The sequence below is a fragment of the Pseudomonas sp. MWU347 genome, assembly GCF_017947305.1.
GTDB classification, from domain to species: Bacteria; Pseudomonadota; Gammaproteobacteria; order Pseudomonadales; family Pseudomonadaceae; genus Aquipseudomonas; species Aquipseudomonas putida_A.
In genome coordinates this window covers 264624-285083 of the sequence record NZ_JAFGZB010000006.1, presented here as the reverse complement: position 1 = coordinate 285083, position 20460 = coordinate 264624, and the positions used below count along the sequence as shown (strand labels likewise).

Here is a 20460-nt window from a genome sequence, read left to right as displayed (position 1 = left end):
GCGATTTCCTCATCCGTCAGGCGATTCATCCTACGCAGTCGAGGCTGGCGGGGAAACGCACAGCAACGCACAATGGCTATACCAATTTCGCACAAACACCGAAGCACCTATGAATCCCAATCAGTTGACCGAACAGCTCGGGCTGTTTCTCGATGTGCTGGAAAGTGGCAGTTTTTCTGCGGCTTCCCGTCGTCATCCGCTGACGCCTTCCGCCGTCGCGCGGCGCATCGACAGCCTGGAAAGCGCGGTCGGCAGCCAGTTGTTCATCCGCAGCACCCACGTCGTAAGGGCAACTCCGGCGGGTCTGGCGTTTGCCGAGCGGGCGCGGCGCATCGTCAGCGAGCTGCAACTGGCCCGCGCCGAGGCGGTGTCGTTGAGCAGTGCGCCGGAAGGCTTGATCCGCATCGATGCACCAGCCGCTTTTGGTCGCCGCCATCTCGCGCCGGTCATCGCTGACTTTCTGGTGCTGTACCCGGGCCTCGACGTGCAGTTGCACCTGATTGACAGCTTCATCGATATGCACGGCTCGAACCTGGGCAAAGTCGATCTGGTGCTGCGCGCCGGGCAAATGGCCGATACGCGGCTGGTCGCCACGCCCCTGGCGAGCATGGTGCGCATTGCCTGCGCCAGCCCCGACTACCTGAAACGCCGTGGCGCACCGCGCCATCCCGCGCAGTTGAGTGAACATGACGGGCTGGATTGGGAAGGTCTCGCCCCGCCCTTCGCCTGGCGCTTCGAACTGGACGGGCAAATGCAACTGCATCGCCCCGCGCGCATCCGCATGAGCGCCAACAATGCCGAAGCGCTGGTGTGCGGTGCACTCGCCGGACTGGGCATCGCGCATTTGCCGACCTGGCTGGCCAGCGAATACCTGCTGCGCGGCGAACTGCTGCCGCTGTTCTGCGAGAACGGCCTGCCGCAACCGGAAAGCACCGGCATCTATGCGCTGCGCATGGAACAGCAGACCCACTCGCGCAGCCGTCTGCTTTTGGAATACCTCAAGACCCGCTTCAGCCCGGTGCCACCGTGGGATCTGGCGCTGCAACGCGAGCTGGGCCGACACTAGATCCTGGATAATTATCTGGCGCATTAAACATTCGGGCGCTAGATTCAAGCCCATCACCGAACAAGGCTTTGCCATGACCACCGAACGCGACACCTGCGACGACCTGCTGCTCGACAATCAGGCGTGCTTCGCCCTGCATTCCACTTCACTGATGATGACCAAGGTCTACAAGCCGCTGCTGCAAGCGCTGGGCCTGACCTATCCGCAGTATCTGGCGATGATGGTTCTGTGGGAAAAGGATGGTTTGACCGTGGGCGAAATCAGCACGCGGTTGCTGACCGATCCAGGCTCGCTGACACCGTTGCTCAAACGGCTAGAAGGTGAAGGTCTGCTCAGCAGAACCCGCAGCCGTGAAGACGAACGGGTGGTGATCGTCGAACTGACCGCGCAGGGCCGGGCTCTTCGTGAGCAGGCCAAAAGCGTTCCGCAATGCATCTTGGGCGCCAGTGGTTTCACCCTCGAACGCCTGCAGAATCTTCAATCTGAGCTGCAAGCCCTGCGCAGCCATCTGCAAGACAGCCTGACCGGATAACAGCGCTGCCGTATTGTAGGAGTGAGCCTGCTCGCGATAGCGGTGGTTCAGTCGGCCCCCTTATTGCCTGCTCCACCGCTATCGCGAGCAGGCTCACTCCTACAAAGAATCGGTTCACCAGGAAAAATATTCTTCAGCCCGCGCTCCCACCATCCGCTCTACATCTTCACTTTCAAGCTGATCGACAGTGCCTTTAAAGAACCGAGATTCAGCTTTCTCAAAAAATTATCTTGCGCACTAAACATTGGCGAGCTACATTCACCTCGCAGCTACTTAGCGCGCAAACAATTAGCGCAACAACAGACACTCAATGAGGCCCACACCATGCAAACTCTCTACACTGCAATCGCAACCTCCACTGGCGGCCGTGATGGTCGTGCGATCTCCAGCGACAACATCCTCGACGTCAAACTCGCTACCCCGAAAGAACTCGGCGGTGCCGGCGGCGCAGCGACCAACCCTGAGCAACTGTTCGCTGCCGGTTACTCGGCCTGCTTCATCGGCGCACTGAAATTCGTCGCCAGCCAGACCAAACGCAAAATCCCCGACGATGCCTCGATCACTGCTCATGTCGGTATCGGTCAGATTCCTGGTGGTTTTGGTCTGGACATCGACCTGCACATCAGCCTGCCGGGCCTGGAACAGGCGGATGCACAGAGCCTGGTTGAAGCGGCGCATCAGGTCTGCCCGTACTCCAACGCCACCCGTGGCAACGTTGACGTACGCCTGCACACCACCGTTTGAGAACAACACCAATCCACTGTGGGAGCGGGCTTGCTCGCGAATGCTTTGTGTCATTCAACACACAGGTTGTCTGACCGGGCCTATTCGCGAGCAAGCTCGCTCCCACAGGGTTCGGGGGTAGACGTGGAATCGCAGGCACAAAAAAGCCCGACTCAATGGTCGGGCTTTTTCTTTCCGTAAAAAGCAGTGCTTATTTGGCACGGCCTTTGTAGGAACCGCCTTCGCGGGTATCGATCTCGATCATGTCGCCGATTTCGATGAAGTCAGCAACCGACAGCTCGGTACCGTTCTTCAGTTTGGCAGGCTTCATCACCTTGCCGGAAGTGTCACCGCGAGCGGAACCTTCGGTGTAGTCAACCTGACGCACGATGGTGGTCGGCAGTTCTACGGAAACCAGACGCTCTTCGAAGAACACGGCTTCGCAAACGTCGGTCATGCCTTCTTCAACGAAAGGCAGAACGCTTTCGATGTCTTCGGCGTTCAGTTCGTACATGGTGTAGTCAGTGGTGTCCATGAACGTGTAGGTGTCGCCGCTGATGAAGGACAGGGTCGCTTCTTTGCGGTCGAGGATCACGTCGTCCAGCTTGTCGTCCGCACCGTAAACGGTTTCGGTCTTGTAACCGGTCAGCAGGTTCTTCAGCTTGGTCTTCATGATCGCGCTGTTACGGCCCGACTTGGTGAATTCAGCTTTCTGAACCAGCCAAGGATCGTTGTCGATACGGATCACGGTACCGGGTTTGAGTTCTTTACCAGTTTTCATTGCGAATATCCGAATTTGGATGGGATTTACAAAAATCTAGGCCGCGTATCATATCCAATTTAGGTAAAACTGTACCAGCGCCGTGGCAAGATCCGCCTGCAAGCCTTGTTCCAGACACCACGCCTCGGCGTTTTCCTGCAGTTCTGGCCAGTGTTTACGGACCTGGAGCCAGTGCTCGCCGATCGGTTTCCCGGCACTCCAGGCCCGCCACAGACCGCTCATCGCCTCGGCAGCGGCCGGGGAAAGCCCTTTGGTGTAGAGCGCGAGAAAGGCATCGAGCTTGTCGAGGTGAATGTCTTCGTCCTGCTGATAGATGTGCCAGAGCATCGGTCGCCCGGCCCACTGTGCACGGACGAACGAGTCTTCACCGCGCACCGCGTTGAAGTCGCAGCACCACAGCAACTGATCGTATTGATCCTGACGGACGAACGGCAGCACCTGCACCGTCAGCGCCTGACGCACGTCCAGATCGCCGACAGCCAACGCGTCGACCCCGAGCCAGCGCGCAACGTCACCGAGAATCCGCCCTTCCGGCACCAGCAGATGGGTCGGCGCGCTATCGGCCGCCAACGCATCCAGCCAACTGGCCAGCCCGGCATTTTCGTAGGCAAACAACGAGATCAGCTGTGCGTCAGCTGCGCGATCTACGCCCAGGCCGTGCAGGAATTGTCGCTGCGCAGCCGCGTCCTGCTGAAATCGCCGACGCCGCTCAAACAGACCGTTTTCACGCAGCAAGCCGCCCGTCCCCGGTTGAAATCCGGGAAAGAAAAAGAATTTCTGTACCGACTTGTACTTCACCGACGGCAAACCGTGACAACCGGTGACCCAGTCTTCGGCGCTGAGGTAATCGAGGTTCATCCACAGCGGTGGCTGTTGCCGCTCGGCCATGGCGTCCATGTACGCCGATGGCAGCTGACAGGCAAATGCGGCGATCACCACGTCCGCCGCCTCCGTCTGCGGCCAGTCGCTCGGCCAATGCCGCACCTCGACGCCCTGCTGCGATTGCTGCGCCAGGTGGATGTCGATCTCGGGGCAGATACGTTCAAAGGCGCGCAGGTCATCGACCCACAGGCGCACCGCCAGCCCATGCTCGGCTATCAGTTGCCGGGCCAGACGCCAGGTCACGCCGATGTCGCCATAGTTGTCGACCACGGTGCAAAAAATATCCCAGCGGGTTTTCGGTATCGGCATGCAAGACTCCCGTTGGCAAAAGCGCTGATTGTCCGCATAAATGACCTCGCGCAGAAGAGCCGACGGCGATTAATCTTCGTGCGACAATCGCCACTTGCCCGCAATCATCCGCCAGGAGGCAGCCATGCCCTATCGTCCCAATCCGCGTCGCCCGTTGCCCGTTCAGCTTAGCGCGCTGCAACTGACCGGCAGCATTGCCCTGGGCATGTGGCTGGGTTTTCTGGCCATCGCCCTGACCTGTTGGCTGATTTCGCGTTTTGTGTTGACCGAGCAACTGGCACCGGTTGCTCAGGCGGTGCAGCAACTGGCCAAGCCGCCAGCGGCCGTTCAGGTACAACCGGACATTCCGCCACAGAGTCCGCTGTTCGAACAGTACGAAGAAAACCTGCGCAAGAACGAGCAGCAGGCGCGCCTGGATCAGGCTCGCGGCAGCAGTCGCAACCAGTCAAATCCGAAATGCCAGTTCTGGCTGCAACAGGACCAGACCGCGCCGAGCGAAAAGAGCCGCGCCAACGTTTTGCAATTCTGCGATTGATCATGAACAAACACACCGTCCACCAACTGATCCTCGACAAACTGCGCGTCGACCTCGACATCGCCGAACGCGCCGCGCAGACCGCTTACGAAACCGCGACCCACGAAGAGAACATCGCCGAGAACAAATACGACACGCTCGGGCTTGAGGCTTCCTATCTGGCGGCGGGTCAGGCGAAACGGGTCGAGGAAATCCGCCAGTCACTGGCGCTGTGCCAGAACCTGACACTGCGCGCCTATGACGAAAATCGCGGCATCGAGATCGGCGCCCTGCTCGGCCTGGAAGACGAAAAAGGGCGCGAGCAATGGCTGTTTCTGGCCCCGGATGCGGCGGGCCTGAAAGTCGATGTGGTGGGTCAGCCGATTACCGTCATCACCCCGCGCTCGCCGCTGGGCAAAAGCCTGCTGGGCAAGTTCGAAGGTGATGAGGTGGTGATTCTGGTAGCGGGCACCCGGCAACAGTTTGCTGTCACCGAGGTGCTTTGAGGCAGGGTCTTAGTGGACCGGCAGTTCGACGCCGTCGAACAGCTCTTCCAGTTCCTGCTTGTTGTGGCACTGGATGGCTTTGGCCATTACTTCGCGGGTCAGGTGTGGAGCGAACTTCTCGATGAAGTCGCACATGAAGCCCCGCAGGAAAGTACCGCGACGGAAACCGATCTTGGTGATGCTCGACTCGAACAGTTCGCTGGCATCCAGCACCACCAGGTCGTTATCGAGCTTGGTGTCGACCGCCATCTTGGCGACGATGCCCACACCCAGGCCCAGACGCACGTAGGTTTTGATCACGTCGGCGTCGGCCGCGGTGAACACCACTTTCGGCGTCAGGCCACGATGACTGAAGGCTTCGTCGAGTTTCGAACGGCCGGTGAAACCAAACACGTAAGTCACGATCGGGTATTCGGCCAGCGCTTCGAGGGTCAGTTTCGGCAGCTTGGTCAGCGGGTGGCCCTGGGGCACGACCACGCAGCGGTTCCAGCGATAGCACGGCATCATCACCAGATCACCGAACAGCTCCAGCGCTTCGGTGGCGATGGCGAAATCGACGGTGCCGTCAGCGGCCATCTCGGCGATCTGCATTGGCGAACCCTGGTGCATGTGCAGCGCCACGTCCGGGTATTGTTTGATGAAATTGCTGATCACCGGCGGCAATGCATAACGCGCCTGGGTGTGGGTGGTGGCGATCGACAGGGTGCCTTTTTTCTCGTTGGAGAATTCCTGGGCAATCTGCTTGATGCTTTCGACCTTGCGCAGGATTTCGCCTGCGGTGGTGATGATGCGCTCGCCGGCCGGGGTGACGCGGGTCAGGTGCTTGCCACTGCGGGCAAACACTTCAACGCCAAGTTCGTCTTCCAGCAGGCGGATCTGTTTACTGATACCCGGTTGCGAGGTGTAAAGGCTTTGGGCGGTAGCGGAAACGTTGAGGTCGTGGTGCGCCACTTCCCAGATGTAGCGCAATTGTTGAAGCTTCATATGTATCCCTCAAAGCAGGTAGACGCCACGGGCATCAGCGACGGTATATAACTATATTAATGGTTTGATGAATAAATCTAGAACTTTTTTATCAAAAGGCCATTATTCCCGCTTCAGCGATCCCCCCGGCGCCGGCGCTCCACCAATGGCACCAGATAAACCGGCACCTTGGCCAATTGCAGGACCCGGGTCGCCGTGCGCCCCAAAGGCGTTTCCGCCCCTACGCCGTGGCTGTGAGTGCCTACGATCAGCAAATCCACAGAGAGTTTCTGCACCTGGTCGAGAATCACCTGCGCCGGATCGCCTTGCACTACCCGAACCGCGCAAATCCGCTGCAGATCCTGCTCGCCCTCATCGCCCAGCTCTTCGCGAAAACTGTCCAGTACCCGTTGCTCGATATTGGCGATGACAGTTTTCAGACCCTGACTGTGAAATTCGTTCAATGCCTGTTCGTCGAGATAACTCTGCAACACCGATTCGGCAAACAGCCCCATGGGTTCCACTGCATGCACCACATACAAGTCGGCATTGAATGTCCGCGCCAGCGCCAAGGCATGCTGCATCACTAAAGGTGCGTACAGACCGAGGTCAGTGGCATACAGCATCGAACGAATCATATGACCTCCTCGCGTGCCAACATGGCGGAGATTTGATTCAGCTTAGCAGTGCCGTGGCGAGTACGACGTGCGACGCAACGTCTTGAAGCACTGGGGCTTTAGATCGACGGTTCGTTACTGATGCCATGCGGTACGTGACCGGTGGCGACCACTTCGCGGGCGGCCTCGCAGTGGCCGGTCTGATCGTCGAAGAACACATCGGCAGCGAAGGCTTCGAGAAACGCCGATTTGGTCAGCCCGCCGAGAAACAGCGACTCGTCGAGGCGGATGTCCCACTCGCGCAAGGTGCGGATCACCCGCTCATGCGCCGGTGCCGAACGCGCGGTAACCAGCGCCGTGCGGATCGGGCAGTCGTCTTCGGGGAACTCGCGTTGCAGCGCATTGAGTGCCGCCAGAAAGCCCTTGAAAGGCCCACCGCGCAAGGGCTCGCGCGCCGACTCGCGTTCCTTGGCCTGAAACGCCAGCAGCCCGCCAGCCTGATAAACGCGCTCGGATTCGTCGGAGAACAACACCGCGTCGCCGTCGAAGGCGATGCGCAACTCATCACTGGCCGCGCGACTGGCGCCGCCGGAGAGAATCGTCGCCGCGGCAAACCCGGCGTCCAGCGCGGCGCGCACATCCTCGGCGTGGGTGGACAGAAACAAGTCACAGCCAAACGCTTTGAGATAGGGATACGGACTGCGCCCGCCGACGAAGGCCGCCCGCGAGATGTCCAGCCCATAATGATCGATCGAGTTGAACGCGCGCAGGCCGGTGTCGGCACTGTTGCGCGAAACCAGAATCACCTCGACCCGGGCGCGGTCGAGGCGACTGTTGAGGCTCAGGAGTTTTTCTACCAGCGGGAACGCATCGCCGGGCGCGAGAATTTCGTCTTCGTGTTCGATCTGGTATTGCCGATAGGCTTCGACGCCGCTCGCCAGGTAGACCTTGTGACTCTCGCTCAGGTCGAACAAGGCGCGAGACGAAATCGCCAGCACCAGTTTGTCATCGATGTTCTTGGCCATGCCTTCCCCCACTCCCCCGAAAACCGACTCAAGTGTTGCGTCGGTCGATAAAACTCAATGTGCGATACAGCGCTTCGATCCGTGGCAACTCACAGCCTGCCGCTTTGGCTGCGGCCAATGGCCGGGCGTAAATCGCTTCCAGCTCCAGCGGCCGTTTATGCAGGAAATCGTGGTACATGCTCGGCCAATAGTCGGGCATTTTCTCGGTCATCATGAACAGGTACTCGGCGTAACCGGGCGGAACGTCGTGACCGCAGGCCTTGGCGCCCTGCACCACTTCGGCCATCAACGCCTGGATCAGCGCGCGACTGTCCGCGTCGGCCATCAGCGGCGTGGTGCCGGCGCCGAGCAACACCGAAAGACCGTTGTAGGGAATATTCCACACCAGTTTCTGCCAGCGCGCCTGTTGCAGATTGGGCATCGCCTGCGAATCGATGCCAGCGGCGCGGAACAGACCGGCACCCTCCTCGACCAGCGCCATGCGCGCCGCTTCATCCGCCGCCGGGCCACTGTGATAGCCGACATTCACCGCACCCAAGGCCTGGTGGGTGATGTGCCCGGGACCTTCGCGATGCACGCAGATCAGGCACAGACCACCGAGCAGATGCAGGGAATCGGGCAGCAACTCGCGCAAACTGTCTTCGACGTCCAGACCGTTCTGCAGCACCAGCACTTTCGCGCCGGGCCTGGCCGCAGCGATGATCGCCGGGGCCAGACCCGCGCTGCTGGTGGTCTTGGCGCCGACCAGCAACCAGTCGCAAGCCGGCATGTCCTCGGCCTTCGCATACGCCTGCACCGGGTTCAGCGTCAGGGTGCCATGCACGGCACTGTCCACCTGCAAACCACGTTCGGCCACCGCCGAGAATTCACTGCGCAGTAAAAAGTGCACATCGAAACCGGCCCGCGCCAGCATCAGACCGTAAAACCCGCCAATGGCCCCGGTGCCGATAATCCCGATCACCGGTTTGCTGTCTGCTCCCACCATCTATGGCAACTCCTCTGCAATTCGACCCAGTGCCTGCGCCACTGCCGCGTTCAGCGCAACGGCGGTCAGACGCGTGTGCAATGCCCCAAAGAACTCGCCGTCGCGCACCACAAACAGCGCCGGCAAATGAAAGACCTGATAACGCTCCACCAACCCGCCGTTGTTGCCGGCATCGATCCAGCACAGGCGATCCACCGCCAGCTCGAACCCGGGCAACACCTCTCTGGCATAGCGGCAGCTGGAACAGCCGACGCTGGTGAAAATCACCAGCGAAACGCCGCTCATCGCCAGCAGCCGCTGGTCGGCGTCGAAATCGGTCAGCTCGGATTCGACCACTATACTGGGGGAAACAATGTCAAATGGCCGACACAGGGAGTCTGTGCTCATGGGACGTTTCATTCCTCATCCGGACGAAGTGCCGGTTGAATTAACCTTGCTCAAGCCCGAGTGTATTTCCAGGCAACAGCTGCACACTATCAGCCTCGGCGGGATCGCTTGCAATTATCACCGCGCGTGGCGACACGGCACGGCGCTGCAAGTACGCATGCCGACACTCAACGCCGAGATCTGTTATCCGGGCTATGTCGCATGGTGTCTGCGGCGCAAAAAGGGCTATCTGGTGGGGATCGCATTCACCGATGAGCAAACGCTGTTCAGTGCCCGGATGGGTGAACAGGTGTGCCAGATCGAGCGTTATTGCCGCATGAACGAGGCCCACGACGATCTGCAGGATATTCAGGCGCTGGCCCTGCAATGGGTCGAACAACACGCCGACGAGTTCTCCCACGACAGCGTGCGCAAGGCTTTTGCCCAGCCAGTGCTGGATTAAAGCAGCGTTTGCCCATTGTCGAGCCGCGTCTGACGCGCTAAGGTTCGGCTCCCCGACGCGCTTAAATCTGCTGTGCTCCGCCGCGCGGGGATCGCTGGCGGCCGGCACCCGTGACCTGACGAGTAAACGATGGCTGATTTACCGATCAACGACCTAAACGTCGCCTCTAACGAGACCCTGATCACTCCCGATCAGCTCAAGCGTGATATCCCTCTGAGCGATGCTGCGCTGCGCACCGTCACCAAGGGCCGCGAAGTCATTCGCAACATTCTTGATGGCACCGACCACCGTCTGTTCGTAGTGATCGGCCCGTGCTCGATCCACGATATCAAGGCTGCCCACGAATACGCCGATCGCCTCAAGGTGCTGGCGGAGGAAGTCTCCGACACCCTGTATCTGGTCATGCGCGTGTATTTCGAGAAGCCACGAACTACCGTCGGCTGGAAAGGCCTGATCAACGATCCGTACCTGGATGACTCGTTCAAGATTCAGGACGGTCTGCACATCGGTCGCCAGTTGCTGCTGGACCTGGCCGAGAAAGGCCTGCCGACCGCCACCGAAGCCCTCGACCCGATCTCCCCGCAGTACCTGCAGGACCTGATCAGCTGGTCGGCCATCGGCGCACGCACTACCGAATCCCAGACCCACCGTGAAATGGCTTCCGGCCTGTCTTCGGCTGTCGGCTTCAAGAACGGCACTGACGGCGGCCTGACCGTGGCGATCAACGCCCTGCAGTCGGTGTCCAGCCCGCACCGTTTCCTGGGGATCAACCAGGAAGGTGGCGTGTCGATCGTCACCACCAAGGGCAACGCCTACGGTCACGTGGTGCTGCGTGGCGGCAACGGCAAGCCGAACTACGATTCGGTCAGCGTCGCCCTGTGCGAACAGGCGCTGAACAAGGCGAAGATCAAGCCGAACATCATGGTCGATTGCAGCCACGCCAACTCCAACAAGGACCCGGCCCTGCAACCGCTGGTGATGGAGAACGTCGCCAACCAGATCCTCGAAGGCAACCAGTCGATCATCGGCCTGATGGTCGAGAGTCATCTGAACTGGGGCTGCCAGGCCATCCCGAAAGACCTCGTCGACCTGCAATACGGCGTGTCGATCACCGATGCCTGCATCGACTGGTCTGCCACCGAGAACACCCTGCGCAGCATGCACGCCAAGCTCAAGGATGTTCTGCCGAAACGTCAGCGCAACTGATCAGCGTTTCAGGGGCATAAAAAAACGCCGGGCATTGCCCGGCGTTTTCGTGTGTGCGATTCAGATCTTGGCGGCGCGGCGCTGATGACGTTCCATGTAGCGCTCGACGTAGGAGCACGACGGGATCACCGTGTAACCCATTTCTTCGGCGTACTGCAGCGCGCTTTCGGTCAGCGCGGCGGCAATGCCACGGCCGCGCAAGGCGTTGGGCACGAAGGTGCGATAGATATCCAGGGTCTGTTTCCCCAGATCCATATAGGTCAGGTAGGCACGATGACCGTCCACATTGGTCTCGAACTGATGACCAGCCTGGTCATGGTGGATGGACAACGCCTCGCTCATCACTACTCCTCGCGGGTCTCGAATTCTGACCCCTACCTTACCGATGTTTTTCCGGCGAAGGAACATCTACGCCACCCCGTGCCTGATGGACACCGAGAAAAACCACACCGGTCTCGCGCAATCGAGCACGTGATAAATAGTAGGCACCATTGGCGAAAATGCTCAAGGTGCGCTCGTCATCGTGCTCGTTGACCGGGTGACTCCGATGGACGCAGCGGCAGGCGCAGGGAAGATCTTCCCGAAGCGCTCACCGGAACATTGCCGAATGTCGAGACTTAAGACGCAGCCTCTTCTTTAAAGTCACCTCAAGAGCGACAAAGATATGTGAGGCGTCATGCAAAATCGGAACAAAAGTGTAGACGAATTCATCTAGGCACACTTGGTGCAAGACGCAGAAACTGCATCAGGCAACGGGAACTTTTTCTCATTAACACGCTCAAGCCGGGGCTTGCAGCTGGATACTTTTTATACAGGCCGGTTAAAAGTTGCTCGAAAAAGAATCAACGCCTACAATTTTTTTTGCTTCTTGCGTTAGGTCAGTTTACTTACTACAAGTAATGGGTAGTATGTACGCCGGCTATTTCCTCAATCGGAGGAGAAAGCCACTTAATTGAAAGTCCTTGAAGGGGAACACGATGAACAACGTTCTGAAATTCTCTGCTCTGGCTCTGGCCGCAGTTCTGGCTACCGGTTGCAGCAGCGCATCGAAAGAAACCGAAGCACGTCTGACCGCTACTGAAGACGCAGCTGCTCGCTCCCAAGCTCGTGCAGACGAAGCTTACCGTAAAGCTGATGAAGCTCTGGCTGCTGCTCAAAAAGCACAACAGACTGCTGACGAAGCTAACGAGCGTGCTCTGCGCATGCTGGACAAAGCTAGCCGCAAGTAATAATCCCTCGGGATTGTTATCAAGCCGACCCATTTTTTGGGTCGGCTTTTTTATTGCCGGTACTTTCCCCCGGGCGATAAAAAACCCGCCGACGCTGCACGCGCCTGCGGGTTTTGATCGACTTACTGCTGCAGGTCGATCGGGGTGTTCGAGACCATCGGCGCCGAGGTATTCGGTGTGCCGATTTCAGTTGGCAGGCCATCTTCGGCCGCTACCACATCACGCACGACATCCCAGTTCACGCGCAGGTTGTTGGTGACATCTTCGCGCTTGAGCATCGCATTGATCACTGCAGTGTGCTTGTCGACCACTGACGGGTTGCCCTTGTCATCGATGGGTGTGTGCGCTTCCAGATAGACCTTGCCGCCACTGCTGCCGAACTTGTACGCATCGTTGAGAATGCGCACCGAAGTGCCGACCGGCACCATGGCCGCCATTTCCAGCACGTTGTTGTTGAACATGCGGAAGCAGCCGTGGCTGGTGCGCATGCCGATGCCGAACTTCTTGTTCGAACCGTGGATCAGGTAGCCCGGTGTACCCAAGGTGAACTTGAACGGCCCCAGCGGGTTGTCCGGACCGGCCGGTACCACGTTCGGCAGCGGATCACCGTCGGCGGCGTGCTCGGCCTTGATCGACGCCGGAGGGGTCCAGGTCGGGTTCGGCGTCTTGGCAGTGATCGAGGTGTGGGCGATTGGCGAGCCCCAACCTTCACGCCCGATCCCCAGCGGGAAGGTGTACACCACGTTCCGGCCTTTCGGGTAGTAGTAGAGGCGGTACTCGGCGAGGTTGATCACGATGCCTTCGCGTGGACCCGGCGGCAGAATGAACCGGGTCGGCAGGACGATTTCAGTACCGGCGCCCGGCAGCCAGGCATCGACGCCCGGGTTGGCCGCGACCATTTCCGAATAGCCCAGGTCGTACTTGGTGCCCAGGTCAGCGAAGGTGTCTTCGTATTTGGCCTTGATCACCTGCACCTGGCCGATGATGTCCTCACCGGGTGGTGGCAGGGGAAACTCCAATGCAGCAACGGGACCGGCCACACACAGGGCGGCAAGTGACAGGCAGCGGGTGACGGCAGGAAAGCGCGGCAACATCCGGAAAATCCTTCGCATGATCAACAAGGGTATAAGAGCGCGATTGTACACCGCACCTCGGGAATTCGGGGAGATGCGCCGATGGCCAGCCAGAAGTCTTCATGTAGGAGCTGTCGCAGGCTGCGATCTGTTGATCTTAAAGTTCGAAACGCAACTCAGGCCAGATCGGCGAGGTGCCGCGCTTCTGCGACTCGAGAATCGCCCGGCACAACGAACACAGACGCTGATCCTGAAACACCCGACGATCCACACTCGACCAACGCGGTTGGGCTGGAAGCAGACTGCCACACAACGTGCGGTCTGCCGAGCCACCGAGTTCGAGCTGACGGGTCACCAGATGCACCCGCACTTCCTGGCAGGCGAACAGATCCAGCTGTTCGTCAGGCTCGATCAGTTGGTAGGCAAACAGGGACCAGGCAGGACGCGGCATCGGGGGCTCCAAATAAGGGGGCGCCACATTAGCCGAAAGCCTGCCACTAGAAAAGCCTCATAACAGCGGTTTTAGCGTCGGCCAGACATTTTCCAGCAACTTGCCCTGAGCCCCGGCGGCCGGGTGCAGACCATCGGCCTGCATCAGCTCGGGATGCCCACCCACGCCGTCGAGGAAAAACGGCACCAGCGGGATTTTTTTATCGTCCGCAAGTTTGCCGTAAACCTCGGCAAAGGCATCGGTGTAACGCTTGCCGTAGTTGGGCGGCAATTGCATGCCCAGCAGCAACACCTTGGCGCCACTCTGACGCGAGCTGTCGATCATCGCCGCAAGGTTTTGTTGCAATTGCGTTGGCGGCATTCCGCGCAGGCCGTCGTTGCCCCCCAATTCGAGGATCACCAGTTCCGGCTTGTGCTCTGCAAGCAGCGCCGGCAGGCGTGCCTGGCCTCCGGCACTGGTGTCGCCGCTGATCGAGGCATTGACCACTTTGTCGTCAAAACCCTCCTGTTTGAGCCGTTGCTCGAGCAGCGATACCCACCCCAGGCGGGTATCCAGTCCGAAACCGGCGCTGATACTATCGCCAACGATCAGGACAGTACCCGCCGCTGCGTTCTGGGCCATGCACATCAAGGCCAGGCCAGCACTCAAAAACCACACACGCATCGGATTCTCCATGGGCGCAAGCATTCTCACCGCGAAGAACCTCAGCAAAGTGGTTCCCAGCGCGGAAGGTGAACTGACTATCCTGCACGAACTCAGCCTGGAACTGAACCAGGGCGACAGCCTGGCCATCGTCGGCGCGTCCGGTTCCGGCAAATCCACCCTGCTCGGCCTGCTCGCCGGCCTCGACCTGCCAAGCAGCGGCGAAGTCATCCTCGCGGGGCAAGGCCTGAGCAATCTCGACGAAGACCAGCGCGCGCGAATCCGTGCCGAACACGTGGGTTTCGTCTTTCAGTCCTTCCAGTTGCTCGACAGCCTCAACGCCCTGGAAAACGTCATGCTGCCGCTGGAACTCGATGGCCGCAAAGACGCCCGCGAACGCGCCACCGAACTGCTGCAACGGGTCGGTCTCGGCCAGCGCCTGACGCACTCGCCGCGCCAGCTCTCCGGCGGCGAACAACAGCGCGTGGCGATTGCCCGGGCCTTCGCTGCCGAGCCGGACGTGCTGTTCGCCGACGAACCCACCGGCAACCTCGACAGCCACACCGGCGAGCGCATCAGCGACTTGCTGTTCGAACTGAACAAGGAACGCGGCACCACCCTCGTGCTGGTGACCCACGACGAACGCCTGGCCCATCGCTGCCGGCGCCTGATCCGACTTGAAGCCGGGCTGCTGGTTGCCCCTCTGGAGCCTTGATGGCACGTCTGCCGCTGTTGCGTCTGTTCAGTCTCGCCCTACGTCAACTCATGCGCGATGCCCGCGCCGGGGAATTGCGCGTGCTGTTCTTTGCCCTGATCGTCGCAGTGGCGGCGAGCACCGCCATCGGCTACTTCGGTGCCCGCCTCAACGGTGCAATGACGCTGCGCGCCACCGAGTTCCTTGGCGCCGACCTGGTGCTTGAGGGCAGCTCGCCGGCCCGCGACGAACAGATCCGCAGCGGCACCGAGCTGCGCTTGAATCATGCGCAGGTGGTGGAGTTTTCCAGCGTCATTGCCACCGACAATGGCATTCAGTTATCGAGCATCAAAGCCGTCGACCGCGCCTACCCGCTGCGCGGCGAGCTGAAAAGTGCCCCGGCCCCGTTTGCCGCTGAAACCTCGGGCGGCGAGCCGCAACCCGGTGAAGCGTGGGTTGAAGCTCGTCTGCTGACTGCGCTGGATCTGAAGATCGGCGACAGCATCGACGTCGGCATGAAAACCTTGAAGCTGACCCGCGTGCTGACTTACGAGCCGGATCGCGCCGGCAACTTCTACAGCCTCACGCCTCGGGTGATGATCAACCTCGAGGACCTCGCCGCCACTGGCGTGGTCCAGCCCGGCAGCCGCGTGAGTTATCGCGAGTTGTGGCGCGGCGAACCGCAGGCGCTGGAAACCTATCGACAACTGCTCAAACCCGGTCTGGCCGCCAATCAGCGCATTCAGGATGCGCGCGACGGCAACCGGCAGATTGGCGGCGCACTGGGCAAGGCCGAGCGCTACCTGAACATGGCCAGTCTGGTCGCGGTGCTGTTGGCCGGTGTGGCCGTGGCGCTGTCGGCCAACCGCTTCGCCAGTCGCCGTTTCGATGCCAGTGCCTTGCTGCGCTGCCTCGGTTTGTCGCGTCGGGAAACCATGCTGTTGTTCAGCATTCAACTGACCGTACTTGGCCTGTTCGCTGCCCTCAGCGGCGCAGTGCTCGGCTGGCTGGCGCAACTGGGCCTGTTCGCTCTATTACATGATCTACTGCCTGCCGATGTGCCACCGGGCGGCCTGTTTCCGGCACTCGCCGGGATCGGCACCGGGCTGGTGGCGCTGGCCGGCTTCGCCCTGCCGCCACTTGCCGCGCTGGGTCGGGTGCCACCGCTGCGGGTACTGCGCCGCGACATGCTGCCGATTCCGTCGAGCACCTGGATGGTCTATGGCGCGGCGCTGGGTGCACTGGGCCTGATCATGTGGCGTCTGAGTCTGGATCTGCTGCTGACCTTCGCCCTGCTTGGCGGTGGCGTGGTCGCTGCGCTGGTGCTGGGTGGCTTGCTGCTGTTGTTGCTCAACAGCCTGCGCCGAATGCTCGCCCGCGCGCCGCTGCCGTGGCGTCTCGGCCTGGGGCAGCTGCTGCGTCATCCACTGGCCGCTGCCGGTCAGGCGCTGGCGTTCGGTCTGATTCTGCTGTCGATGGCGCTGATCGCCCTGCTGCGTGGCGAGCTGCTCGACACCTGGCAAAACCAGTTACCGAAAAACGCCCCCAACTACTTCGCCCTGAACATCCTGCCGGCGGACAAACAGGCCTTCACCGACCACTTGATCAAGGTGTCCGCGCAGGCGGCGCCGCTGTACCCGGTGGTGCCGGGACGGCTGATCAGCATCAACGGCGAACCGGTGCAGCAGATCGTCAGCAAGGATTCGGCCGGCGACCGTGCCGTGCAACGTGACTTGAGCCTGACCTGGGCCGCCGACCTGCCGGCCGGTAACAAGCTCACCGCCGGTACGTGGTGGACCGGGCAACCCTCGGACGACGTACCGGGCGTGTCGGTTGAAGGTAAAGTCGCCGAAAGCCTCAAGCTCAAACTCGGCGATCACATGGTGTTCAGCGTCGGCGGGGTCAATCGTGAAGCGAAAGTCACCAGCCTGCGCGAGATCAACTGGGACAACTTCCAGCCGAACTTCTTCATGATCTTCCAGCCCGGCACCCTGAAGGATCTGCCGGCGACTTACCTGACCAGTTTCTATCTTGCACCCGGTCACGATCAGCAGATCGTCGAGCTGTCACGGGCATTCCCGGCGGTGACCATCCTTCAGGTCGAAGCTCTGCTGGAACAACTGCGCAGCATCCTCGCCCAAGTCACCCTGGCGGTGGAATACGTGTTGTTGTTCGTGTTGGCGGCGGGGATGGCGGTGCTGTTCTCCGGCTTGCAGGCAACGCTGGATGAACGCATTCGCCAAGGCGCACTGTTGCGCGCGCTGGGTGCGCAACGGCAGTTGCTGGTCAAGGCGCGGCGCATCGAGTTCGGCTTGCTCGGTGCGGTCAGCGGCTTGCTGGCAGCCATCGGTTCGGAAGTGGTGAGTCTGGTGTTGTATCGCTTTGCCTTCGATCTACCTTGGCATCCGCATCCGTGGTTGCTGATGCTGCCATTGATTGGCGCCGCGCTGATTGGCGGTGCCGGTGTGTTCGGCACACGTCGAGCGCTGAATGCGAGTCCGCTGACAGTCTTGCGCGAGGGTTGATAGACTCCAGCCTTCGTCACCACAAGAAGTTGCCATGAGCCGTTATCGCCCTCCTCGCACCGCCGGCACCGCGCTGATCACCCCTGAAGGTGAAGCGCGGATGCGCGCCGAATTCCATGAGCTGTGGCATGTGCGCCGCCCGCAGGTAACGCAAGCGGTCAGCGAAGCAGCGGCCCAGGGTGATCGTTCGGAAAACGCCGAGTACAAGCAAGCACCGCAGTAACCATACTATATTCAACGCAGCCCTTTAAACACGCGCATCTTAACATAGTACCCATACTCAAAAAAACATACTATTTTGAGCGAAAAATATTTCGCCTTTTTGCAAAATATTTTCTCAGATCGCTTCTCCCGGACGTCGGCGCCCCCAAAAACGATAGGTGTGTCGTTCAGAATTCATCCCAAAAACGATCACAAATCGAATTCTCAACCATTCTTCCTCGCATGCTTTTTCGCACGCCGAGACCAACGCCAGCACAATCAATCATCGGCATCGATCACAAACAGGCCCGACCAGACTGCCGACCAGAATTGCGCAGTGACCAACCAGCGGTTCCCCTTGGCCACCACCAATCCATAAAAGCGAGTGAATGCAGTAGAGCGAGGGAAACCGTAGAGCCTGAAAACTCCGTCGACCGTCAGAATTCGGCCGACCATGAGGGTATTGTGCTTGATGGGTCGTGACGCCTCATCTATTGCATTGCCTTCCTCATTCGAGGCTGAGGTGCAATAAGGGTAGCGATTGAAGGTGGTGTTGAAGCTGCATGAGGGGGTGACGCTTACATGAGTAGTGGTTGAGGGGCCCAACGTCGTCAGCAATGTAGAATGAAAAAAGGCACCCACTGGTAAGCCATTCATTTTCTACAAGCACCGAGAGAATGATGCAAATTCGATCAGCGCATTTTAATGCGCCACTACCTACCATTCACTACGCATCAGTGCATTATAATGCGCCACGCGAGTGCATTCCGCTCGATCTGGATGCGCCTGATGCATACGCCTTCCGGATAGGCCTGAAAGAATGGGGGTTGATATGAAAGAGATGACTCTAGTAGAGCGCAAGGCCTACATTCAAGCAGTGGCCGATGGGGTCGCCCAGGGGAAGTTGTCGCTCGGTGACGCAGCTAAGCGACTTCGTGAAGATGTTCTGGGCTTAAGCCAAGAGAGGTTCGCGATGGCCTGCAAAATCTCAAAGCGAACGCTGTCGCAGCTAGAGGTCGACAGCGGCAATCCGACTGTCGCGACCCTAGACGCTGTATTCAAGAAGTTCGGTCTTAAGATAAGCCTGGCTCACCTTAATCCTGTAGACCTCAACGCCGCAACTGCCAAGAAAAATAAGGCTGGACTTGGCATTCCCACCGTTACTCGTGCGCGGCCTCCCTCGCCTCCAAGTGATCTGATTAAGGCGCGCTAACCACCTACTTGCAGAGAAAGCCTCATGGCCAGGCGTCATTGCGCCTGCCCCTTTATCCCGCGGCAGCATCACCCTGGGGGGCGCCGCAGCGCCTCAACGAATGCCATCAAGAATCCGCCAACCCGCTCTAAGCCCCTACTCCTTTAGCTCAACTCACGGCCACTTGGCGACCACAGTGTTCCACTGGACAGCGATAATGGCATTGGGCTACGGTGCCGGGCGAGACAGATGCCACAGCTCCAAAGCCGTGCCCTTGAGAACATGGGCATAATAGATTGTATCTAGGCAGAAAATACTTACATCTCTGCGCATTACAATACCGAATCTTCAAACAAAGAAATCCTAGACTAATGCCAAAAGTAAACCCTGAATTTACAATCTGGATGAGACGGCACCTGATAGCTTGCAGCATTGATATGATAGAACACGGAGTCGGATTGACGGAACATCATCACTCGCGGCTCAATAGCGAAGCAAATCGCATAATGGGCTGCGAAGTTTTGTTTGACTGCGACTCGCCGATGGAAATGAAAGCCTCGCATCACGAACAAGACATCGCCAGAGCTTGGAGATTCCGCCGTGACAGCTCAATTAAACTTGCCTTTAAACTCAAAACAATAAAAGTCGCCCAATACCCGGTGAATTCTCACGGACGTAATTTTTACTCTAGCTGCTACGAAGCGACAAAATTCGGAAGAATATTTCGAAAATTACCGCACGTTTTACAAACGAGTCTTATCGCTACTTGCATGGCTATCGGTCGCGTCTCACAAGTCGCTACACGCTTTAAATGGGTTACCGGGATCGCCAGTTTCGGCATGCTGGCAATCAAAGTCTGGCATTCAGGTCTGATCAGTAACTGGTGGATTGCGGCAAGTGCCGCTACCGGACTAGCAATTGGTTTGCTAGCTTCTCTTTGGCGCTGACTCGAAAACTCAAAAGAAGTTCGCTTTCGAGCACCAGGCCCTCGCTTAATCTCTTAGAGTTGCATTGGCGCTTGCTCCATCGTTACCATAAAATAAAAAGAGACTTCCCATGTCCGACCTCAAAATCAGCTTCAGCATAACCCAATCGCACGAAGGCTATCACCTCGACTCTTTTCACAGCATTAAAAAACAGGAAAGCGCAAATCATAGTTTATTCCAGTACATTGGACTGCTATATCTCGGAATTGACGCGACAAATGAGTACGACTCAAGATTTACGCCTGCAGTAGCCGAATCTTTCAGTGCTTCCATACTGAAGCTTGGTTTTCCTGAATGCACACCAATGCATATGCTGTCGACAACCAATTGGAAAGAACGAATGTACATTCGTCTGGGGTTTCATTTACGGAAAGCCTCAGAAAACTGCCAGAGAGTTAGATTACGAAGAGTTTCACAATTACTGGCCCACCTTTGAGTTTTGCGAGCCTGGTTGGGACGCCGAAGTCAATAAATGGTTTTCTGAGCAGCCTTGCTGCACGTGTTTATGCGAACAGAACAAGGCGTAATT

The 20460-nt window shown here is 59.0% G+C and carries 23 protein-coding genes and 1 pseudogene; 13 read left to right on the top strand and 11 right to left on the bottom strand.

What is annotated here, in order from left to right; all coding sequences use genetic code 11:
* Nucleotides 1-109: 109 nt before the first annotated feature.
* The 3 genes from KCG87_RS15460 (at nt 110) to KCG87_RS15450 (ending at nt 2342) form a co-directional block, all read left to right on the top strand.
* A complete protein-coding gene (locus KCG87_RS15460; RefSeq protein WP_135296290.1) occupies nt 110-1066 on the top strand; it encodes a LysR family transcriptional regulator in 957 nt (318 codons plus the stop codon).
* Between the two features lie 73 nt (nt 1067-1139).
* Nucleotides 1140-1598 carry a MarR family transcriptional regulator gene (locus tag KCG87_RS15455; RefSeq protein WP_134787014.1) on the top strand — a complete coding sequence of 153 codons (459 nt, stop codon included), beginning with the start codon at nt 1140-1142 and terminating at the stop codon, nt 1596-1598.
* A 324-nt stretch (nt 1599-1922) separates the two neighbouring features.
* The gene (locus KCG87_RS15450) at nt 1923-2342 is read left to right on the top strand and encodes an organic hydroperoxide resistance protein (RefSeq protein WP_007964807.1); all 420 of its coding nucleotides are present in this window, start codon (nt 1923-1925) and stop codon (nt 2340-2342) included.
* A gap of 190 nt (nt 2343-2532) precedes the next feature.
* Here KCG87_RS15450 and KCG87_RS15445 read toward each other — a convergent pair whose 3' ends face one another.
* The gene (locus KCG87_RS15445; RefSeq protein ID WP_003226785.1) at nt 2533-3102 is read right to left on the bottom strand and encodes an elongation factor P; all 570 of its coding nucleotides are present in this window, start codon (nt 3100-3102) and stop codon (nt 2533-2535) included.
* A 48-nt stretch (nt 3103-3150) separates the two neighbouring features.
* On the bottom strand, nt 3151-4293 hold the full coding sequence (gene earP / locus KCG87_RS15440; RefSeq protein WP_210558367.1) for an elongation factor P maturation arginine rhamnosyltransferase EarP: 1143 nt from the start codon (nt 4291-4293) through the stop codon (nt 3151-3153).
* A 124-nt stretch (nt 4294-4417) separates the two neighbouring features.
* On the opposite strand from earP, the gene KCG87_RS15435 reads away from it, so the two are divergent.
* Entirely contained in the window at nt 4418-4828 is a 411-nt protein-coding gene (locus KCG87_RS15435; RefSeq protein ID WP_041069540.1) for a hypothetical protein, read from the top strand.
* 2 nt (nt 4829-4830) lie between these two features.
* Entirely contained in the window at nt 4831-5313 is a 483-nt protein-coding gene (locus KCG87_RS15430) for a GreA/GreB family elongation factor (protein WP_134787017.1), read from the top strand.
* Nucleotides 5314-5322: 9 nt separating this feature from the next.
* Here the strand turns inward: KCG87_RS15430 and cysB are convergent, their stop codons facing one another.
* From cysB to KCG87_RS15405, 5 genes are all read right to left on the bottom strand, one after another.
* The gene (cysB, locus tag KCG87_RS15425) at nt 5323-6297 is read right to left on the bottom strand and encodes an HTH-type transcriptional regulator CysB (RefSeq protein WP_007908591.1); all 975 of its coding nucleotides are present in this window, start codon (nt 6295-6297) and stop codon (nt 5323-5325) included.
* A gap of 113 nt (nt 6298-6410) precedes the next feature.
* Nucleotides 6411-6914, bottom strand: coding sequence for a universal stress protein (locus tag KCG87_RS15420; RefSeq protein WP_027613453.1), 504 nt, complete (start codon nt 6912-6914; stop codon nt 6411-6413).
* Between the two features lie 98 nt (nt 6915-7012).
* Nucleotides 7013-7918 (bottom strand): 5'-nucleotidase, encoded by a 906-nt coding sequence (locus KCG87_RS15415; protein ID WP_027613454.1) that lies wholly within the window; start codon nt 7916-7918, stop codon nt 7013-7015.
* Nucleotides 7919-7946: 28 nt separating this feature from the next.
* Nucleotides 7947-8903: a putative 2-dehydropantoate 2-reductase gene (locus KCG87_RS15410; RefSeq protein ID WP_098964905.1), complete on the bottom strand. Its 957-nt coding sequence runs from the start codon at nt 8901-8903 to the stop codon at nt 7947-7949.
* Entirely contained in the window at nt 8904-9290 is a 387-nt protein-coding gene (locus KCG87_RS15405) for a thioredoxin family protein (RefSeq protein WP_027613456.1), read from the bottom strand.
* On the opposite strand from KCG87_RS15405, the gene KCG87_RS15400 reads away from it, so the two are divergent.
* Nucleotides 9289-9732: a PilZ domain-containing protein gene (locus KCG87_RS15400; RefSeq protein ID WP_003226800.1), complete on the top strand. Its 444-nt coding sequence runs from the start codon at nt 9289-9291 to the stop codon at nt 9730-9732. The two genes, KCG87_RS15405 and KCG87_RS15400, sit on opposite strands and share 2 nt — an antisense overlap.
* 129 nt (nt 9733-9861) lie before the next feature.
* Nucleotides 9862-10938: a 3-deoxy-7-phosphoheptulonate synthase gene (locus KCG87_RS15395; protein WP_210558364.1), complete on the top strand. Its 1077-nt coding sequence runs from the start codon at nt 9862-9864 to the stop codon at nt 10936-10938.
* 60 nt (nt 10939-10998) lie between these two features.
* On the opposite strand, the gene KCG87_RS15390 is transcribed toward KCG87_RS15395, so the two are convergent.
* Nucleotides 10999-11280, bottom strand: a complete 282-nt coding sequence (locus KCG87_RS15390) for a GNAT family N-acetyltransferase (protein ID WP_003226804.1) — start codon at nt 11278-11280, stop codon at nt 10999-11001.
* Nucleotides 11281-11915: 635 nt separating this feature from the next.
* Here KCG87_RS15390 and oprI point away from each other — a divergent pair.
* A complete protein-coding gene (gene oprI, locus KCG87_RS15385; RefSeq protein ID WP_003199355.1) occupies nt 11916-12167 on the top strand; it encodes an outer membrane lipoprotei OprI in 252 nt (83 codons plus the stop codon).
* Between the two features lie 122 nt (nt 12168-12289).
* Here the strand turns inward: oprI and KCG87_RS15380 are convergent, their stop codons facing one another.
* The 3 genes from KCG87_RS15380 to KCG87_RS15370 all read right to left on the bottom strand — a co-directional run bounded on the left by KCG87_RS15380 (nt 12290) and on the right by KCG87_RS15370 (nt 14354).
* Nucleotides 12290-13261 carry a L,D-transpeptidase family protein gene (locus KCG87_RS15380; protein ID WP_027613458.1) on the bottom strand — a complete coding sequence of 324 codons (972 nt, stop codon included), beginning with the start codon at nt 13259-13261 and terminating at the stop codon, nt 12290-12292.
* 136 nt (nt 13262-13397) lie between these two features.
* Entirely contained in the window at nt 13398-13691 is a 294-nt protein-coding gene (locus tag KCG87_RS15375; protein WP_003226812.1) for a hypothetical protein, read from the bottom strand.
* Between the two features lie 57 nt (nt 13692-13748).
* Nucleotides 13749-14354 carry an arylesterase gene (locus tag KCG87_RS15370; RefSeq protein ID WP_007964780.1) on the bottom strand — a complete coding sequence of 202 codons (606 nt, stop codon included), beginning with the start codon at nt 14352-14354 and terminating at the stop codon, nt 13749-13751.
* A 10-nt stretch (nt 14355-14364) separates the two neighbouring features.
* Here KCG87_RS15370 and KCG87_RS15365 point away from each other — a divergent pair, with 10 nt between their 5' ends.
* The 5 genes and pseudogenes from KCG87_RS15365 (at nt 14365) to KCG87_RS15345 (ending at nt 19892) form a co-directional block, all read left to right on the top strand.
* Nucleotides 14365-15048: an ABC transporter ATP-binding protein gene (locus KCG87_RS15365; protein WP_007964778.1), complete on the top strand. Its 684-nt coding sequence runs from the start codon at nt 14365-14367 to the stop codon at nt 15046-15048.
* Nucleotides 15048-17552 (top strand): ABC transporter permease, encoded by a 2505-nt coding sequence (locus KCG87_RS15360; RefSeq protein WP_210558362.1) that lies wholly within the window; start codon nt 15048-15050, stop codon nt 17550-17552. Before KCG87_RS15365 ends, KCG87_RS15360 begins: the two co-directional genes overlap by 1 nt.
* Before the next feature lie 34 nt (nt 17553-17586).
* Nucleotides 17587-17757: pseudogene (locus KCG87_RS15355) on the top strand (transcription elongation factor GreB); the annotation flags it as partial.
* Nucleotides 17758-18585: 828 nt separating this feature from the next.
* Nucleotides 18586-18966: a helix-turn-helix transcriptional regulator gene (locus tag KCG87_RS15350; protein WP_246881751.1), complete on the top strand. Its 381-nt coding sequence runs from the start codon at nt 18586-18588 to the stop codon at nt 18964-18966.
* Between the two features lie 437 nt (nt 18967-19403).
* A complete protein-coding gene (locus KCG87_RS15345) occupies nt 19404-19892 on the top strand; it encodes a hypothetical protein (protein WP_210558360.1) in 489 nt (162 codons plus the stop codon).
* Nucleotides 19893-20460: the final 568 nt, after the last annotated feature.

Coding starts and splice junctions, on each gene's coding strand:
- KCG87_RS15460 (WP_135296290.1), top strand. CDS start 110: ATGAATCCCAATCAGTTGACCGAACAGCTCGGGCTGTTTCTCGATGTG.
- KCG87_RS15455 (WP_134787014.1), top strand. CDS start 1,140: ATGACCACCGAACGCGACACCTGCGACGACCTGCTGCTCGACAATCAG.
- KCG87_RS15450 (WP_007964807.1), top strand. CDS start 1,923: ATGCAAACTCTCTACACTGCAATCGCAACCTCCACTGGCGGCCGTGAT.
- KCG87_RS15445 (WP_003226785.1), bottom strand. CDS start 3,102: ATGAAAACTGGTAAAGAACTCAAACCCGGTACCGTGATCCGTATCGAC.
- earP (WP_210558367.1), bottom strand. CDS start 4,293: ATGCCGATACCGAAAACCCGCTGGGATATTTTTTGCACCGTGGTCGAC.
- KCG87_RS15435 (WP_041069540.1), top strand. CDS start 4,418: ATGCCCTATCGTCCCAATCCGCGTCGCCCGTTGCCCGTTCAGCTTAGC.
- KCG87_RS15430 (WP_134787017.1), top strand. CDS start 4,831: ATGAACAAACACACCGTCCACCAACTGATCCTCGACAAACTGCGCGTC.
- cysB (WP_007908591.1), bottom strand. CDS start 6,297: ATGAAGCTTCAACAATTGCGCTACATCTGGGAAGTGGCGCACCACGAC.
- KCG87_RS15420 (WP_027613453.1), bottom strand. CDS start 6,914: ATGATTCGTTCGATGCTGTATGCCACTGACCTCGGTCTGTACGCACCT.
- KCG87_RS15415 (WP_027613454.1), bottom strand. CDS start 7,918: ATGGCCAAGAACATCGATGACAAACTGGTGCTGGCGATTTCGTCTCGC.
- KCG87_RS15410 (WP_098964905.1), bottom strand. CDS start 8,903: ATGGTGGGAGCAGACAGCAAACCGGTGATCGGGATTATCGGCACCGGG.
- KCG87_RS15400 (WP_003226800.1), top strand. CDS start 9,289: ATGGGACGTTTCATTCCTCATCCGGACGAAGTGCCGGTTGAATTAACC.
- KCG87_RS15405 (WP_027613456.1), bottom strand. CDS start 9,290: ATGAGCACAGACTCCCTGTGTCGGCCATTTGACATTGTTTCCCCCAGT.
- KCG87_RS15395 (WP_210558364.1), top strand. CDS start 9,862: ATGGCTGATTTACCGATCAACGACCTAAACGTCGCCTCTAACGAGACC.
- KCG87_RS15390 (WP_003226804.1), bottom strand. CDS start 11,280: ATGAGCGAGGCGTTGTCCATCCACCATGACCAGGCTGGTCATCAGTTC.
- oprI (WP_003199355.1), top strand. CDS start 11,916: ATGAACAACGTTCTGAAATTCTCTGCTCTGGCTCTGGCCGCAGTTCTG.
- KCG87_RS15380 (WP_027613458.1), bottom strand. CDS start 13,261: ATGTTGCCGCGCTTTCCTGCCGTCACCCGCTGCCTGTCACTTGCCGCC.
- KCG87_RS15375 (WP_003226812.1), bottom strand. CDS start 13,691: ATGCCGCGTCCTGCCTGGTCCCTGTTTGCCTACCAACTGATCGAGCCT.
- KCG87_RS15370 (WP_007964780.1), bottom strand. CDS start 14,354: ATGCGTGTGTGGTTTTTGAGTGCTGGCCTGGCCTTGATGTGCATGGCC.
- KCG87_RS15365 (WP_007964778.1), top strand. CDS start 14,365: ATGGGCGCAAGCATTCTCACCGCGAAGAACCTCAGCAAAGTGGTTCCC.
- KCG87_RS15360 (WP_210558362.1), top strand. CDS start 15,048: ATGGCACGTCTGCCGCTGTTGCGTCTGTTCAGTCTCGCCCTACGTCAA.
- KCG87_RS15350 (WP_246881751.1), top strand. CDS start 18,586: ATGAAAGAGATGACTCTAGTAGAGCGCAAGGCCTACATTCAAGCAGTG.